At 39.9% G+C, this 17972-nt stretch carries 14 protein-coding genes; all 14 read right to left on the bottom strand.

What is annotated here, in order from left to right; genetic code table 11:
• Positions 1-620 precede the first annotated feature (620 nt).
• Positions 621-2087 carry a manganese-dependent arylsulfatase gene (locus G574_RS0105070; protein ID WP_029691248.1) on the bottom strand — a complete coding sequence of 489 codons (1467 nt, stop codon included), beginning with the start codon at positions 2085-2087 and terminating at the stop codon, positions 621-623.
• Positions 2088-2148: 61 nt separating this feature from the next.
• Positions 2149-2958, bottom strand: a complete 810-nt coding sequence (locus tag G574_RS0105065; RefSeq protein WP_029691247.1) for a PTS system mannose/fructose/sorbose family transporter subunit IID — start codon at positions 2956-2958, stop codon at positions 2149-2151.
• Positions 2945-3745 carry a PTS mannose/fructose/sorbose/N-acetylgalactosamine transporter subunit IIC gene (locus tag G574_RS0105060; RefSeq protein WP_029691246.1) on the bottom strand — a complete coding sequence of 267 codons (801 nt, stop codon included), beginning with the start codon at positions 3743-3745 and terminating at the stop codon, positions 2945-2947. The genes G574_RS0105065 and G574_RS0105060 overlap by 14 nt, the downstream gene beginning before the upstream one ends.
• 180 nt (positions 3746-3925) lie before the next feature.
• Positions 3926-6577: a valine--tRNA ligase gene (locus G574_RS0105055; protein WP_029691245.1), complete on the bottom strand. Its 2652-nt coding sequence runs from the start codon at positions 6575-6577 to the stop codon at positions 3926-3928.
• Positions 6578-6619: 42 nt separating this feature from the next.
• Entirely contained in the window at positions 6620-7210 is a 591-nt protein-coding gene (locus G574_RS0105050; RefSeq protein ID WP_029691244.1) for a GNAT family N-acetyltransferase, read from the bottom strand.
• A 317-nt stretch (positions 7211-7527) separates the two neighbouring features.
• Complete coding sequence (locus G574_RS0105045; protein ID WP_029691243.1) at positions 7528-8568, bottom strand: hypothetical protein; 1041 nt, start codon at positions 8566-8568, stop codon at positions 7528-7530.
• Positions 8569-8577: 9 nt separating this feature from the next.
• A complete protein-coding gene (locus G574_RS0105040; RefSeq protein WP_029691242.1) occupies positions 8578-10722 on the bottom strand; it encodes a hypothetical protein in 2145 nt (714 codons plus the stop codon).
• Positions 10723-10730: 8 nt separating this feature from the next.
• Positions 10731-10934 (bottom strand): hypothetical protein, encoded by a 204-nt coding sequence (locus tag G574_RS0105035; protein WP_017770538.1) that lies wholly within the window; start codon positions 10932-10934, stop codon positions 10731-10733.
• Positions 10934-11749: a hypothetical protein gene (locus G574_RS0105030; RefSeq protein ID WP_029691240.1), complete on the bottom strand. Its 816-nt coding sequence runs from the start codon at positions 11747-11749 to the stop codon at positions 10934-10936. Before G574_RS0105030 ends, G574_RS0105035 begins: the two co-directional genes overlap by 1 nt.
• A gap of 8 nt (positions 11750-11757) precedes the next feature.
• Positions 11758-12543, bottom strand: coding sequence for an ATP-binding cassette domain-containing protein (locus G574_RS0105025; protein WP_029691239.1), 786 nt, complete (start codon positions 12541-12543; stop codon positions 11758-11760).
• A gap of 7 nt (positions 12544-12550) precedes the next feature.
• Positions 12551-13090 carry a hypothetical protein gene (locus G574_RS0105020; protein WP_029691238.1) on the bottom strand — a complete coding sequence of 180 codons (540 nt, stop codon included), beginning with the start codon at positions 13088-13090 and terminating at the stop codon, positions 12551-12553.
• The gene (locus G574_RS0105015) at positions 13087-14679 is read right to left on the bottom strand and encodes an Hsp70 family protein (RefSeq protein WP_029691237.1); all 1593 of its coding nucleotides are present in this window, start codon (positions 14677-14679) and stop codon (positions 13087-13089) included. Before G574_RS0105015 ends, G574_RS0105020 begins: the two co-directional genes overlap by 4 nt.
• A 136-nt stretch (positions 14680-14815) precedes the next feature.
• The gene (locus G574_RS0105010) at positions 14816-16705 is read right to left on the bottom strand and encodes a zinc ribbon domain-containing protein (protein WP_029691236.1); all 1890 of its coding nucleotides are present in this window, start codon (positions 16703-16705) and stop codon (positions 14816-14818) included.
• A gap of 12 nt (positions 16706-16717) precedes the next feature.
• Positions 16718-17785, bottom strand: a complete 1068-nt coding sequence (locus G574_RS0105005; RefSeq protein WP_029691235.1) for a DUF6574 domain-containing protein — start codon at positions 17783-17785, stop codon at positions 16718-16720.
• Between the last annotated feature and the right edge of the window lie 187 nt (positions 17786-17972).

Below are 17972 nucleotides of genomic sequence, written 5' to 3'. Positions count from 1 at the left end.
TTGACTAGAAGCATTAGAGGACTACAATTGAGAATCGAACAAATCATACTGGCTTATCATTTGAGATATTTTGAAATCAACTAGCACCACGAGTATCTCTTTATAAGTTTCATTCTGCGAGGTTCCTCAGAGAAGACAAATAATTAAAAATTAAAGTTGACGGAAATCATCTCTAAGTGCCAGTGTTTAAGCGAAACACCTAGCTCCGATAAAATTTACACTACATGCATTATCAATGAGATTTAACAGATTGTTATCTTTAAAGACCACACTCTCAAGTCACTAAATAGATAATCTTTAATTGGAAATAGAAATAATCTGGAATGCTAACTCTATAAATACTGATCTTGTTAACCGAATGAACCATTATCTATATTATTATTTGGTTGAAACCGGCAACTCTATTAGGCGACATGATAATGAGCGCAAAGCCTTCTACAAGAAAAAGTATCAAAAAGTTCCTAAACAACAATTACAGACTCTATTCGCTACTTAAAGCGACTTATAAAAAGATAACTGATTACTCGAACATCTTCCTAACCACATTACTGATAGCGATAAAATCAATTCTTGCCATGGACACTTAGTATGTCCTTTTCTAAAAAATTATTAAAAGTTGCTCAATCTACTATTGATTTTTCAATAGTAGAGACAATAACATCCACAGGAACTGCACTCAAACATCCATTCTTTACGAATCCTTCAGGCCGATTTTGCAAATATGCAATCATTTTTTGAGTCATTTCCTTAATAACAGGCACATATTTTTTTTCCTTAATTAAATTATGCATCTCATTAGGATCATTTTCAATATCAAACAGCTGATAGACATCTCTCACAGGAAACCAAATAAATTTCCACTTTTCAGTCATAATATACTGACTTGAGTCCCTAGCTAGGGCATGTTCACCATGAAACTCTGTCCTCCAGCCTTCATAGTGACCAAAAAGTAATTGACGAACACTTTTACCATCAGTATCAACTAGACCACCACCAACTAAATCGACCAATGACGGAAAAATATCTTGTAGTTTCACTAACTGTCTAATACTACTTCGATGACCTGCAATCAAATTAGCCGGATCATAAATAAATGATGGTACTCTGATACTGCCCTGATAAGGATATCCCTTACGGAAAAGGTAATGTTCCCCAATCTGATCCCCATGATCTGAAACAAACCAAATAATAGTATCCTTATCATGACGAAATTCTTTAAGAGCCGTTAACAAGCGGCTAATCTGATGATCTAAATGAGTAATCAGACCAAAGTATCCCGCCAACATCCGTCTTTGATCGTCTTTCTTTAATTTCCCTTTCAGAGCATATATACCTGTAATACCATCATCTAATTCTTCCCAATTTCCGATATGAAGATCAATGTCATCTGGTAAACAATCCATATACATATCAAAATAATACTTAGGCGGATCTAGTGGCGCATGAGGTTTCTCAAAAGATAGTTTTAGAAAGAAAGGCATCGTCGGATCACGTCGCTGTAGAAATTTTATTGCTTCAGAAACAGTCCAATTGGTTGGATGCAAATATTCTTCCTCTTGCCAAGGCCTCGCTTCCCATGAATTACAGTTCATACCATTATCAATGATATCTGCTCGATAGCCCAATTCACCTTTTAAAAAAGCTAAATAATCACTAGAGTAATCAAAAGAACGTCCAAATGGTTTATCATATTTTCGATCAACATGGAGATAGCCATCATGTAAGATAACATTGTCAAATCCCAAACGTTTCCGCGAAGGATAAACATGCATTTTCCCAATACTTTGTGTTTGGTAACCCATATCCTTAAAAGTTTGTGGCAAAGTATTAGTAAAATTCCAAGGAACCTCATCCTCGTAACCGATACGACCACTATGTTCTTGATCTAATCCCGTTAAAAGTGCTACACGAGCAGGGACACAACTGGGAACTGGAGAATAAGCATTTTCGAAATTATAACCTTGACTAGCCATCATATCTAAAGTAGGTGTACTTACAAAACTGTCAAAGCTATTATAGGATAATGCATCTGCTCGCATTTGATCCACAACCAATAATATAATATTAGGTCTATTTTCTAAAGACATTATTTCCTCCTTATGAGCGCAAAGAGGGATTGTAACTAATCCCTCTCTATTCTATTAAACATTACCCTACAGCTAAAACTTTTAAGGCGCTTAGAACAATAGAGAGTACTAAGAAGATCCAGATAACTCTGGTTGAGTTCATTCCTTTTCGTCCCAAAAGCCAGTAAGCCAAAGCTACTAAAACAATAGGAATGAGGGAAGGAATTAATTTATCAAGTACCTCTGTTTGAATTTCCAAGCGTTTTTTACCAATAACTAAAACAAATGGGACGACAACTTTTACAACATTTGGAATTAACCCCCCTACAACAAGGACGCCTAACAATGTCGCCGCTTCTGTTAAATTTTGTAAAACATTTTGCATACCATTCAATAAATTTGTTCCTTCACGATATGCAATAGGTAATTCAAAATATCGAAGCCACAAAATAGCAGCTGCTACCAAAAGCCAGATGATAACCCCAACAGGATTCTTTTCTAATCCCATATAAGCAGCAATAGAACCAAAAATAGTTGGAATAACTGCACCAAATAATGAATCTCCAACAGCTGCAAAAGGTCCCATTAAACTGGTTTTAGTAGCGACAACTACGTCTTTTGCTTCATACCCTTCTTGATTCTGGAGAGATAAATCAAGACCAAGGATAATTGCCGTTAGAAATGGGCTAGTATTAAAAAATTGAAGTTCATTCTTTAACACTTCTTTAAATTGTTGGGGATTATGACCGTACAATTTTTTTAAAACAGGATACATCGCCCGAACATAAGCTACATTCATCATTCGTTCATAGTTCCAACCTAGTTGACCACCAAACATATAACGAAGACTAACGCGCCGAATATCTTTTTCATCTATTTTAGATTTCATCATCTTCAATCTCCAATCCACTTAAATTTGTTGACACTGAGATAGATTGAACCTCTTTATTACCTAAATTATTATAATAAATATAAGCAACTGCAAAACCAATCAGGGCAATACCCATCATTGGAACGCCGAGATAAGCTGCTAAGACATATCCAACAACTAAGTAAGCAAAGAATTTTTGAACTGGTAAGTAACGTAAGAGGATAGCAATACCAACAACAGGTAAAACACTTCCTGCAACTCGAAGTCCCGTCATTAACCAATCTGGTGCATATCCTAAGATAGCCTGAATAACTTCATTGCCAAATATTAATGAAATAGATACAGGAATAGCTCGAGATAATGCAATCGGAATCAAACTAAACCAAGCTTCCCGATTAATCTTATCAAACTCCTCATTTTCAACAAAGCGATCAATACGGTGTAAAAAGTAAAGATTGGCAAATCGTGCAAAGATATCTAATTGTACCAATAGCAAACCTACTGGTACTGAAATTCCAATAGCAAACTCAATTCCATTATTACTAGCAGAAGCTAAAGCTGTCCCAATAATAGCTCCAGTTCCAAAGTCAGGTATTGACGCTCCACCAAAGGTCCCCACTCCTAAAACCATCAATTGAAGTGTGGCACCAACAACAAGTCCCGTACCAATATCTCCCATGATAATACCTGCCAAGAATCCCGCAATAACAGGTTTACTTAGTTGTAAACCAGAAATATAAGGATCTATACCGGCCAATATAGATAACAGGGTTAATAATATAACCTGTATTGTAGAAATATTTGACATCTTCAGAATCTCCTTATTATTCAATTGATAGCGCTAACATCTATATTATAACTATTTTTTAGAAATTCAGATGACTTTTACTAAACTTTTACTAGTCGTGGTGCTAGTTGATTTTCAGCGACAATAAAAACCCCAGCAAATTACTGGGGTTGAACGGTTTATGATTCACCTGTGAGTGACTTATTTTACAAGTTTCTTCATCTCTTCAATTCGTTCTTGTGTCGCGTCGTATTTGGCTTGGTAGTCGGCTTGTTTGTTGCGTTCTTTTTGGACGACTTCTGGTTTGGCGTTGGCGACGAAGCGTTCGTTGCCGAGTTTTTTGCCGACCATGTCCAATTCTTTTTGCCATTTGGCAAGTTCTTTATCAAGTCGAGCTAATTCTTCTTCGACATTGAGCAAGTCTGCTAATGGCAAGAAGATCTCAGCTCCTGTGATAACCGCTGACATAGCCAATTCTGGTGCTGTCAAATTAGCTGAAATTTCCAAGGTTTCTGGATTTGTGAAGCGTTTGATGTAATTGACGTTTGATGTGAAGAAGCTTTCCAACTCAGCGTCACTTGTTTTGACCAAAATAGTGATTGGTTTTGATGGGGCTACGTTGACTTCCGCACGCGCATTACGAACGGCACGAATCAAGTCTTTCAAGCTCTCAACACCCTTATGGGCGTCAGCATTGTCAAAGGCTTCATTGACCACAGGGTAGTCAGCTGTTACGATTGATCCTTCAGCATACTGGGCAAAGATTTCTTCCGTTACAAACGGCATGATTGGATGAAGCAAGCGGAGGATCTTATCAAGTGTGTAAAGAAGAACAGCGCGCGTCACCACTTTCTCCTCTTCATTGTCACTATAAAGCACTTCCTTAGTCAACTCAACATACCAGTTGGCAAACTCTTCCCAAATAAAGTTATAAAGGATGTGCCCCGCCACACCAAACTCGAACTTATCAAAGTTTTCAGTGACTTTAGCGATAGTTTCATTGAGGTTATGGAGAATCCAACGATCGGTGACATTACCAGCCTGACCGCTAGCCACTTGCGCAACTTTGTCAGTAGCAGTGTCCAAGTCCAGTCCTTCATTGTTCATGAGGATGTAGCGTGAAATATTCCAAATCTTGTTAATGAAGTTCCAAGAGGCGTCCATTTTTTCGTAAGAGAAACGCACGTCTTGACCCGGTGCAGAACCGTTTGAGAGGAACCAACGAAGGGCATCGGCACCGTATTTCTCGATAACATCCATTGGGTCGATACCGTTTCCAAGAGATTTAGACATCTTGCGACCTTCTTCGTCACGGATAAGACCATGAATGAGAACGTTTTGGAATGGTTGACGTCCGGTGAACTCAAGAGATTGGAAAATCATGCGAGACACCCAGAAGAAGATGATGTCATATCCCGTTACCAAGGTTGAGGTTGGGAAATAACGTTGGAAGTCTGCTGAGTCTGTATCAGGCCAACCCATGGTTGAGAAAGGCCAGAGAGCAGATGAGAACCAGGTGTCAAGAACGTCTTCGTCTTGCACCCATCCGTCACCTTCTGGTGCTTCTTCGCCAACATACATGTCTCCATTCTCATTGTACCAAGCTGGGATTTGGTGTCCCCACCACAGCTGGCGAGAGATAACCCAGTCATGGACATTTTCCATCCAGCTCATGAAGGTATCATTGAAGCGTGGTGGGTAGAATTCTACTTTATCATCAGTATCTTGGTTGGCAATGGCGTTCTTAGCCAATTGATCCATTTTAACGAACCATTGCGTTGACAAGCGTGGCTCAACCACAGCACCTGAACGTTCAGAATGACCGACAGAGTGCACACGTTTTTCAATCTCGACGAGGGCACCAATTTCTTCCAACTTGGCTACTACGGCTTTACGGGCTTCAAAGCGGTCCATACCGACGAATTCAGCAGCTAGTTCATTCATGGTACCATCATCGTTCATAACATTAACTTGTGGCAAATCATGGCGCTGACCGACCAAGAAGTCATTAGGGTCGTGAGCTGGTGTGATTTTCACGACACCTGTCCCAAATTCAGGGTCAGCATGTTCATCCGCAACGATTGGGATAGCTTTATTAACGATTGGCAAGATAACGTTTTGACCAATCAAGTCTTTGTAACGGTAATCATCTGGATTAACGGCAACCGCTACGTCACCAAACATAGTCTCTGGACGCGTTGTCGCTACTTGAAGGGCGCGTGAGCCATCTTCAAGCATATAATTCATATGATAGAAGGCACCTTCCACATCCTTGTGGATAACCTCGATATCAGAAAGGGCAGTCCTGGCTACTGGGTCCCAGTTGATAATAAATTCACCACGGTAAATCCAGCCTTTTTTGTAGAGGTCCACAAAGACTTTACGAACGGCTTTTGACAAACCTTCGTCAAGGGTGAAGCGTTCACGAGAATAATCGACAGAAATCCCCATCTTACCCCATTGGTCTTTGATGGTTGCTGCGTACTCGTCCTTCCATTCCCAAACTTTGTCCAAGAATTTCTCACGACCTAAGTCGTAACGCGTGATGCCTTCACCACGCAAGCGCTCCTCAACTTTAGCTTGAGTGGCAATACCCGCATGGTCCATCCCTGGCAACCAGAGAGTATCAAAGCCCTGCATGCGTTTTTGACGAATGATAATATCTTGCAAAGTCGTATCCCAAGCGTGACCCAAGTGCAACTTACCAGTAACATTTGGTGGTGGAATAACGATAGAGTAAGGCTTGGCAGCAGGATTACCTGATGGTTTGAAAACATCTTGGTCCAACCAAGCTTGGTAACGCCCAGCCTCAACCTCGGCTGGATTGTATTTTGGTGATAATTCTTTTGACATTTATTTTTCTCCTTTATATAGTAAATCATATTATTTCTCATCTTAACCGCGGGAACTCTTCATCTTCTCCCACTCACTTTTTAGCAGACCGTATCGTAAATCATGACAGCGATTGCCTTGAATATCTTTTCGGTCACGAATGCTAGCTTCCAGAGTAAAACCGAGTTTTTCAGCGATACGTCTGCTTTGTCTATTGTAGTCATAGCAAACAATTTCGACTTTATGAAGGTTAAGAAGTGTAAATCCAATCTCAATTAATGCCTCTACAGCTTCTGACATGATGCCTTTCTCCCAATAATCTGGATGGAGCATGTAGCCAATTTCAAAGACATCATCTTCATGACGGTGATTGAAATCGCAAGAGCCAATAATGCGGTCGTTCCCCTTGACTGTTATACCATAGCCTGATGGCAGATTTTCTTTTTCAAGATTTTTGTAGTAGTGATTTTCAAAATAATCATACTCGTCTTCCAAGGTTGCAATGGGGGGCAGACCAGCTGGATAAGCCACATTTTCTAAGCTAACGTAAGCAAACATATCTGGCACATCATCTATCGTCCGCTGTCGTAAAACAAGACGGTCCGTCTCCACAGCTGGTAACATCTTATCTTTTAGTTCTCCAACAACTTTCATACTTATCTCCTTGTTATAATACTCATAAAGCATCAAAAATCCCCGCCTAGCATGCGCTAGACAGGGACGAAAGTCATATAAGATTTCCGCGGTACCACCCACATTCGGGCTAATAATAAACCCGCAACTCAATTCTTCAATTTATCACTCAGCAACCAGTTTTGACATGTGTGCGGATTTCTCAGTCACACCGCTTCCTGTGACACATGGGATTCAAAACACCTCTGATAAAAACATTATAACAGACCTTTCAAGGAAACTCAATGGTAGGGTTAACTTATGGGCAATGCTTTTAACAACCTATGGAATCCGTAATATTAGTCTGTCTTAGCCTTTCCGAGCAAGTCGTTATAAACGCTTTGCATTTCAGAAGGAGCCTCGGTATATGTAACTGAGCTAGCTAACCCATACTCCTTTGCATAGTACACACGCCCATTATTGGCTAGTACGATGTGGAGGCTATCTTCCTGATCATCCACTTGGTTCTGGTAGAAATCAGCATAACTCGTTCTCACTAAGCGCTCTTTTTCTTCTTTTACACTTGCATAATAATGATGCCCAGACGGATGATAGTAAACACGAAAAGCTGCTTTTGTCTGGAAATCAGCCAATGTCTTCCCTTTTAGGTTAAGGTCAAGCAAACTAGTCGAGTAGGATTGAATCTGATGATCCAAATTATCAAAACCGGTCATATCATCACCCGACAATCCTGCGAAAACGGTGAGATTATCCACCTTGAAAGCCTGTACGCTGACGGGCTCTCCTATTGATTCTGAAAGATCATTGAAAGAGCCTCTAACGACGACTGCATCACGACCATAGGAACTGTCATATAGCCATTTGCCAAATGCTTCTATCACTTGGTCAATAGCCTTGGCATTCAAGTTTAATTTTGTGCGAACAGTTGTTGCTGACTTAGGTTGATTTTCCGTTAAATCATTGGTTTCCAGAGAATTCGGCTCTGATACCATGACTACCTTAGAGGTATTATCAACGGTACGGTATTTTTCTGATGTCAAAATCCCTAACTGGGCTTCCTTCCATGGCAAAAGACTCTGCTGGAGGGCTAACTTGCCACCATTGTCTGGCAATTCAATCACCCAAGCACCATTTTCACGCTTGTCCGTAATCTGACTAGCAAAAACCTCACCAGTAGATAGCTGGATTTTTATGCGCTGATCATCAAAACGCTGCACTTGGAAAAGAACCTCTTCCCCAGTCTGCTTATCCTCTGTCGTCACTTGGTAAGCTTTAGCTGGATCTTTTAAAATCAATTGTTGACGGTAGCGACCCGCTAGTAGGCCTAAGAAGAAGGCTAACAGCAGCAAACTAGCCAATAATTTTTGATGTTTAGACATAAATCACTCTTATTCTTTAGTAAACTGTACCATTTCGTTATAGCGATCATTTTCAGGATCAAAATCTGCCCCTATTTCGCGAATCCATTGGCCATAAGCTAGACTATTGCCATCCAAGGTAAAGCCAAACTCAGCGTCAAATCCCGCTCCACCAATGTTGCTTTTTGTAATACCAGCAATCGAATCGTAATCAACAAAACGATAGTGAGTGTCACTGACTTTTTCAACCTTAGAAACTTTAGAAATCATGTTTGTTTGCGTTGTACCATCATCATAAAATTTTGTCACTGTGCCATCAGCAGCAAAAACCACTTTGGTATCAAAATCATCTGGATTAGTATTGACCCATTCACCGATTAATTCTGGTGGAAATATCCCATCTGTTGTTTCCGTTTGCGTTTCAGACTCACTGGCAGTGTCAGAGCTAGCAGAATTTGCAGATGACGCGCTAGACTTGCTCTCAGATGACGTGCTAATTTCTTTTTCGTCACCCAATTCTTCTAACAAGCCTTGATAGGCTTTTTGCATATCATTTGGTGCTAGTTCATAGGTTTCTGCTGGTTTATCTGTTATACGATAATCTGTGACATAGTAGACTTTACCATTTGATGCTAAGACGATTTGATAGCTTGGTTTCGCATGATCTACTTTTTTCTCATAGAAAGGCACATAACCATAATCCATGGCTGCAGTCGTTTCCTCTGCTGATAGGTCACTATTAGCTAGCAAACCTTCACTTTCTTCAGCTGTCGAATCAAATCGTTGCTGTTTGACCTCTTTTAGAGTGTAGAGTCGGAAAGCTGCACTTGATTGGAAATCTTCTGCTTGCGAGCTGGACAAATCATTGCCAAGAAGCGTCAAATCAAACTCGGAGCGACTGTCATCCAAGGCTTTACCGTCAGATGATTTGTCAGCAACGATAGCTCTCTCAATATCACTAATCGCACCTGTTTCTTGACCATAAAGATAGGCAAGTGCAGGACCATCTTCCGTTTTGATTTGCCAAAAATGAGGATCCACGCCTACCTTGCTATCTGTATCATCGACTTGAGCCTGAACAAGTACGCTATCCTTAGCATAATCGCTGTCAAACAGCCAATCACCAAAGGCTTTAGCAATAGCTTCTGCACTGTCAGCAGTAAGATTATTAGTATCAGTCACTGTAAACTGGACAGGTTCTTCTGAAGCTTTGGTCTCACTTGGTGATTTCGTTTCTGTTTTTGATTCCGAAGAAGATGCTGTTGTTTTGCTATCTTCTAAGAAGATCACATTGAACCCTTCACCTGAAACGAGGATACGGTCTTTTGTGTCATCATCATAGGCTTCAAAAATGGTAGAAGAGCCACCATTGACGTCTTTCGGTGTTGCCATACCAGCCGGAATGACTGTGAACTGCCCTGGAAAATCAGTAGCAGTAAATGTTGCCATACCATCTGATTCCTCAAAATCAGTATAAGTAACATCTATGTTATTGATACTACCGGTACCATCCGCAGCAAAAACAAATGGTGTTCCACCATTTGCGCCCTCATAGGAACCGCTGATTGAAGAAAGGTCTCCTTTAGCAATCGATGCAATATCAAGTTTAGATGTCGTGGCAGTTCCGTTTACCTTAGTGCTTTTATCAGTACTTGATGATGCAGAAGATTTGGCAGTATCATCCTTTTCTTTTTGAGATGATGAGGCTTTAGACTGGCTAGACTGAGCAGCTTGTGATGCCTTTGTTTGGGTTGAAGACGATTTAGCCGTATTTTTTGGCGGTGTTGCTACTCTTGTAGCCTGTTGATCCGCTTGCGTGTAGTTTTTACTCTCAACTGCCATCTTGGTTCCAGACCATGGTAAAGCCGGAGATGCTAATTGAATACGCGTGCCACGGTCTGCTGGTAATGCGATCACCTTACCAGGTTTTTCTTGGTAAACTTCTTCAAAAACAGTTTGTTTGCCTGTTTCCAAGTCCGTTTTGGTCACCTTGGCCTTTTTATCATCCATCAATTCCACTTCATAACGATACTCTTTACCTGTTTTTTTATCCTTTACTGTCGTTGCATAGACATAATTGGAATTCAGCATCGATTTACTCTGAGTATACTTACCAGCTACTAAAAAAACTAAAAAGACAACCAGTAATCCCGCGATAAATTTTTTCTGTTTCATCTGTCACCTCACACAAACAAGTAGCCAACGATATAGCCAAAAATTGCCATTAGAATGATCATCGCTATTTTTAATAGCAAGTTTGCATCAAATTTTCGAGTTTTGGCTGATGCTGCTTGCGTTCCTCCACTTAATGCTGCTTGAATTTCTGCTTCTGTAGGAAAGCGACCATTCAATACTTGAAACTCTTTAATCCACTCTTCTCTTGTCATCATTTCTCCTTTTTAAACCGTAAAATAACTAAAAACAATAAGGCATATAGACCTGCGTGCACTAACAACCAAAACCAGTGATTCAAAATCATCTCACGACTAGCATCAAAATGTTCCAATTGGCTTTTAGGAATCGGAACCTGAAATTTTGCCATGGCAGAGGGCTGGTCTTCTAAAGCATTAGACATGCCAAATACCTTGTGCCCATAGCTTAGAAAAACAGCCGAGCTAATTCCCCTAATAGCCTTAGGTAATTGTAAAACCGTCCCTGCCAAAGAAAACTGCATAATGCCTACCATAACTGCCAAGATAACAGAGGTAATGTCACTAGCACCCACCAAAGCCGAGATGACCAAGGCCGTAAAATGAGCACACAGAAAAACGAGAAAAACTGTTACCCCAATCTCCAGTGAAAAACTGTCGAAAAGCTGTCCTTTCGTTTCCAAATCTTTATCAAAAAATTGACTGATGCTCTGAAAACCCAGGATAAAGACAATCGTTTCAACAAAAGTAAATAGAACATTAAACAAAAGGGTTGCCCAACCAAAAGACCACCGACTTAAGGTAGAGAAAAAATCACGATTTAATATAGTTTTTTCTTTACTAATGTAGATACTATTTTGAACCAAAATCAATAGACTAGACGAAAACAAAAGTAAAAATAGGGTCATTCGGGTATTTTCAAAATTGACCAAAAAATCTTTCTTCTGGATATAAATGATCAAAACTTCGAAGACTAAGATACCCACTAGAACCTTAATAAAATCACTGTAATTATGCTTAAATTTATACCAACTTAACCGTAACGCCGCCATACTCCCACCTATATTTTATAAATTTTTCCAGAAGCTAGCAACTCTTGATAGATATCTGCAATATTTAAATCTAAATACTTGCTAATCGTATAAGAATCCGTTGTTTTAAACTCATAAAGCAACTCCTCAAAGGTACCTACAAATTTAGGAAGACCTTTAGATAAGAAAATCAAACGATCAAAAATTGCTAAGTTTTCTGTGTTATGTGTTACGACGACAATCGCCTTGTTAGACGTTTTGGCCAAAATACGCAAGGTCCTCAATAAATTACGGTCGCTCAAAGCGTCTAAACCACTCGATGGCTCATCCAGAATAAAATATGGCGATGGACTCAGTAGCTCGATGCCGATACTAACCCGCCTTTTCTGTCCGCCACTAAGGTCACTAATCTTTTGGCGCCAAAAATCAGACAAACCAAGATCTTGAACAATAGCTCTCACACGTTCTTGCTTATCGGCACTTGGCAGACCTTTCAGATAACTATCCGCATAGACATTAAAAATATCACTGACCTTCAGATACTCTCTTAATAGATTTTGCTGAGGGACGTAACTCCACTGCGGTCTTTGATTGGTCACAACCTGGCCATCTTCAATGATTTGAAACTCTTGGCAAGTTGGTTTTAGTCGCTCTAGTAAAATCTCCGTCAAGGTCGTTTTGCCACTCCCAGATCCTCCTAGAATACCAACAACCTCTCCTGTCTTTAGAGTGACATCTAAGTGGTTAAAAAGCAAGTCACTCTTAGAACCATATTTAAAACAAATATGCTTAAATACTAACGTATGCTGTTTCATAAATCTCCTAATTTGAGAGAAATAAACTAATGGTTACCATTACCAAAAGAACAACCAAGACCAGACTCGTATCCAAGTCCAGAAAAACCATCATTGCTAGCAAGGCTACGACAATCACAATTTGTAGCAACCACTTATGCCACCAGGGTGTTGCCATTGGTTTACTCTCAGTATTTCCTTCTGGCCATGACAAGAGCGCCTCTCTATCTGGCATATCTTGTTCCTCTGTTGCCAATTGCTCCTCTTGTGATACTTGAGAAGGCGTTGTATGATTCAAATAATATTGAACCAATTGATAATCATAGGTCGTTTTCCATTTCTCACTTAAAAATTGGCGTTTTATAGTCGGCAATGCTTGTGATAATGCTCGACTATTCTCCGTAAACTCTCCTAGGGTTTCTCGATTATCTAGCTCTTCACCTATTGTCACCAAAGCAGTATAAATCTGACTGGCAGAGTCCTCTTGACGAATTTTTCCTCGTAACTCTGCTAAATAGGGAAGCTCTACCCCTGTTTCTAAATCAATTCCTTTGTAGTAATCAATCATAGTATCAATGCATCAAACAAAGCTTGCACTTCTGTCAAATCTTCTTCAACAACTTCTTCAATGGTATCAATGTTAGCATTGATTTGATAAGAACTCAACACCGCTTTTGTGATCCCATCAACAACATGAATATGGATAATTTGCTCTTCATCAAATTCAAACTGAATCTCCGCAACCTCTTGGCCTAGAGAACGTTTTTGGCTTAAATACTCCACAATCTTCAAGATAGGTTTCACATTCATAGGATTCTCATAGTTCCCTTCTGTCAACCGCAATTGAAAATTAGATTGCCCATCTGCTACCGCGTAAATTTTTTTCGTGAATCGAGCTGGAATTGGAGTATTACGAGGGACCACCACACTATTGAAAAAGTCACCAACAAAAGCATAAGACTTGCGAGGGTTCTTCTTCAACAACATACCTATGCCTTGTGAGGTCACATCACGAATCACGATTTGCGACGGATCTTGTTGGTCACCCTTGTTGGTCTCTTTAAAGCTAACTTCCTTGTTCACAATCAAATCAGCAATAATACTCGCGCCTTCTGCGACGATAGTATCTGGGTTAATGTCATATTCTGGACGTTTGCTTAACAGTCTCTCCATCATTTGCCTTACAACAGGAATACGGGTCGAACCACCAACAAGTATGGCGTGGTCTATGTCAGATAAAGAGAGCCCCGCAGCCGATACTGTCTCTGCAACTTTCAACTCTGTATCTTTAATTAAATCAGCAATGACAACTTCAAATTCCGAGCGTGACACTTCAACGCCATATTCTCCTGTTTCGGTGACAAATTCATAAAAGGCAAGATCGTTAACCGAGAGGGCGATTTTCATCTTCTCTACTTGATAGCGCAATTGCATCTCTTCTTTAGGCGTCAACATGGTCATATTGAGCCCTTGCTCTTCAAATTTATCCTTGACTAACTTGACCATGCGCTTATCAAAATCAAGGCCACCAAGTCGGTGATTGCCATCTGTCGCTAAAATGTCATACTGATTTTGGGACACATGCATCACAGTAACGTCAAAGGTGCCTCCACCTAGGTCATATACCAAGACATTTCCTTCAATCCCTTTTTTATGCGCATAGGCAATGGCTGCGGCAGTGGGCTCATTGATTATCCGTAAAACATTGAAGCCAGCTAACTTGCCCGCTCGTTTAGTCGCTACCCGTTGCTCAGACGTAAAGTAAGCTGGAACTGTAATCACAGCATCTTGGATAGTATCTAATCCCATTTCCATGGCCAACTTATCCGAACGCAATTTAAATTCATGCAAAATGAGAGCAGATAAGATCTCAGCACTCACCCTTTGCTGATCAAGAGCTTCGCTCTCAATATTACGAGCCATATCTCGCTTAAAATCATTCTTGAAGTGATCAATACGGCCAATCTCTGTGCCTCTGCTAATAGCATCTTTGCCATAAAAAACACGATTTTTACCATTTATCTTCGAAAAATAAATAGCAGACCTCAAAATGGTCTCATCATTAGCACCTATCGGGATAATCTCTGGATTACCCTCTTTAACAATCGCCATAGCTGAGTTGGTTGTCCCCAAATCAATACCTAAAGCTTTTTTCATCTCTCATCTTCCTTTTTATGCAAAATAAGGGAGTTAAGTATGCTCCAAAATCGATGGTTTAGAGTCTTACTTTAGCTCCCATTAGTGTCTTTGTTAGCGGTACACTCTCCAATGATGTTACTTTTCCGCCAATGTCCTAGTTAACTGTATCCTCACGGTTGATGAGTTTAGAGTCACTGGCCTTACCCGTAATGCGATAATCGGTGTAATCGTTAAAACTGTAATCCGAGTCCTTAGATTGCCCCACATACTCTGCATTCACTGACCAAGCAGTTTTATCATCATAAAAACCTGAGTTTCTAAACTTAGAATCATAAGCATAGTAGAAACTATTGACCACCGTAAATTCAATAACATAATTTTTCGCACCAACTTGCTTAACATTGGTAACATCAATATCTTCAAAACTAATAGACTCTGCTGGACGATTCTTAGCATTTGTCGTATTGGTTTCGATCATATTAACAACATCTTGATACATGCTGTTGTCCGTTCCACCTTGGAAAATCTCTGTCAAACCATCTGGCGTGGTATGCGAATCTTCATACAAGTCCAATTTATTATAGGCTGCAGTGACCAAATAATCTGCCGTATCGCGATCCAACAAGCCTTTAGCATCTAAAGTAATGGTATCGCCATCCTGCAAATCTTTAATAGCGTAAGTCTCTGATTTTAATTGAGAAGAATCTTCAAATGTCTTTTGCACAAAAATTTTAGCATTCTTTGTAACAGCCAAATTCGAAACATCTACCATACCATCTTTTAGTGTGGCTATTTTCTTGGAACCAACATATAGATCACCATCAGAAACATTACTATTAACAGTAAAGGATAGATAGTTGATGTCTAAAGAGACCTCTTGTTTGCCACTGAGGGCTTGTTTCGAACTAGCCTCTACAGACTGATCACCAACCTTACCACTTAAGGTGAACTGATAAGTTCCAGGATAGAGACGAATAGCTTTTGAAAATTGGTCAGAATCAGACCGCACCCATTTTTTGCCATTGATCATCACGTCCATATCCTCAGTATTTGTAGTGACAGTCGTATCAGCTGGAGTAACAGCAACTTTCCAATCTGGGAAAAGCAACCATTTTCGTCCAACCTCTTTCATAGATGATCCTGTTGTTAAAGCAACCAATTCAGGAGCTTTTTGATCCGTTGATTCTAAATAACTGATTTCCGATTTCTTAATAGGATTCGTCGAATCAGACCACACCTCATAATCAAGACGTTCAGCCACTTTAGAACTATACTGCTTTAAATAGCGCTTAGCTACAGACTCCCTAGAGTAATAATGATTGCCAAATAGAAAACCAACGACCAGTAAGAAGGCCGCTATGCCACCTGCTATGTAAGCATATTTCTTCATAGGAGTCAGTGGTTTTTTAGCTACTTTTGCCCTATTCGCTAAAAATTGATTAATCACGCGCAAATCGAAATCACTGGATTTCCCTAATTTAAATTCTTCTGGACTAGGTTTACGACCGACATAGTGCTCAAAAGCTTGGAGCCACTCTGCTTGTCGCGAATTTGCTTTAGGTGCCGAAGTTGGAGCATTACTCTTAACATCAGGTGTCTTGGGTGCTGCTACTGGCATGTGCACCTCTGGTTTTGCTTCTTGATAGCCCTCATCTGCGACATCATACAATAGCTCTTCTGATGCTTCTGGGCGTGACTCTGGCACAGCTACCTCTTCAGTATGATCCGCACCCGCTTCAAAGTATGAATCATCCGAAACATCATAAAAAATCGCTTCTTCTTGAGCATTAGTTGCGGTTGCTGAAGTCCCTTGATCCTGTGATTCAAAATCGTCAATATTTGGATCATCTAGCGTACTTCCTGATACCCTATCTTCAAAATACTTCTGATCAGGTGTATCAGATAAAGTCTCTGCGATTCCTGCAATTTGAGGGATATCAGATTGTAAAAATCCCTTTTCTTTCCCCTCTTTAAACTCCAAGGGACTTGGTTTACGACCCGTTGCCTCTTCAAATGAACGAATCCATTGTTCTTGATTTGTCATCAGAAAACCTCCCTAAAATAACGACATGTCTTTTAGTGAGGATAAGGAATCCAATACAGATGACAAGAGCAATTTATCTAAGAAATAGACAACAATCAAGAAAACAAGAACCGAAACAATCGTCGTATAGGTACTGTTTAAGGCAGATACTGACGTCGAAGTCGTTTTAATCATTGACACTAATAGTACAATCAAACCAATTATCGTAAGAATCAACAGATAAGTTGCTACTGAAACGAGGGATTGTAGTGCTGGGATCTCTCTAATCAAAGACGAGAAACCTGATAACATTTCGTTCAATTCGCCACCGGATCCTATGACCGTAGAGGATAGACGAGAAACATACTCAGAGCTGATGAGTAAAGAATCTTTAACCAAAAAGGTCACTAGAAAAGCAATAGCATTTAGAACCAATAATAACGGCGCTGTTCCGAGCAATTTTCCAAAGCGTTCCTTAAAAGAAAGCGATGATTTATCAAGCAAGGCCGGTATAGTATAAGCGATGCCATAGACAAGCAGTAATAAAAGAAAGAAGTAAAGCCACTTGCCGAGACCAAATTGGCTAGACACAAAATTATTTAAGCGATCATAAACTTCTGGAGCATCAGTTTTGATAGACCCGTCTGGTGTTGACAGATTAATAATGGAGAATAAGAAACGGCGGATATAATTCAACAAGGCTCCTGCTAATAGTGCAGCTGCTAAAACCAGTGAAATACTTCCAAACACAAACTGATCCTCATCAGACGTCACTTGAGGATTTTTTAAAGCCTTAACAAGCCATGAAAAGTAATTTTTCCCATAGTGCTTTACTTTTTCACTATTAGCCTTAGTTGACTGCGATTGCAAAGGTTCTTGAGGTAAAATAACCTCCTGATTTGACTGTCTAGCAGCCGTCTGTGTTGTAGTTTCTACCGACTCTTCCTCTGCAACATCATAGATGACTTGTTGCGCAACAGGTTCAGATGGCACGCTATCCGCTTCGAACTCCCCATTGGCTAAAGCTTGTGCCAATTCTTGATCCGTTGCCGATCTGCCATTAATCGCTTCAAAATACTCTAACCATTCCTCTTTTTTCATAGTAATCTCCTAATCTCTCTTAAAAAATTGGTTACATTATACCATGTTTTACTTTAAGTTTCAATTAAGCTTTCTAACAACTCTAACTTATTTTAGTGTGGTCACCTGATCTTTCCATACCCGTTAGATATTGCCTTCCGAACGATGCCGCAGTGACAAAAAAATAACCTAGAAACAGGTTAGTGAC

Origin of the sequence: Streptococcus hyovaginalis DSM 12219 (assembly GCF_000420785.1) — a bacterium.
Lineage (GTDB): Bacteria > Bacillota > Bacilli > Lactobacillales > Streptococcaceae > Streptococcus > Streptococcus hyovaginalis.
This window is presented reverse-complemented; position numbering and strand designations above follow the sequence as displayed.